The sequence below is a fragment of the Arthrobacter sp. MDT2-34-1 genome (assembly GCF_059091365.1).
The window spans coordinates 1-293 of the sequence record NZ_JBNHGO010000202.1; the positions used below are offsets into that span (position 1 = coordinate 1).

The window sequence follows — 293 nt, forward strand, 5'->3', positions numbered from 1 at the left end:
GGCACGGCCGGATACGTGCTCTCATTGAGCATGGCCTGGACAAAATGCTTGCGCGATTGCGCCATCGGAATCCACCACGTTCCCGCCGGGAGCGTCGCCGGCCGCGGTCCGCGCCCGTACGGGCGGAAGTCCGGCACCTGCAGCGGTTCCCGCAGCCGGTACACCTCCACATCCGCCCGCACCAGGCGGCGCACCAGCTGGTGCAGTTCATGGCTGCGATCGGGACTGTCGAGCAGGAAGTAGTGCCGCACGGTCCGGTCCGGAACGTGCACGGCCACACTGTTGCCGGCTAC

Annotated in this window: 1 protein-coding gene; it reads right to left on the reverse strand. The window is 68.3% G+C overall.

Features of this window, described 5'->3' with window-relative positions:
- A partial coding sequence (locus tag AC5RVV_RS18355; protein ID WP_494002758.1) for a hypothetical protein occupies positions 1-272 on the reverse strand: 272 nt, incomplete at its 3' end.
- Between the last annotated feature and the right edge of the window lie 21 nt (positions 273-293).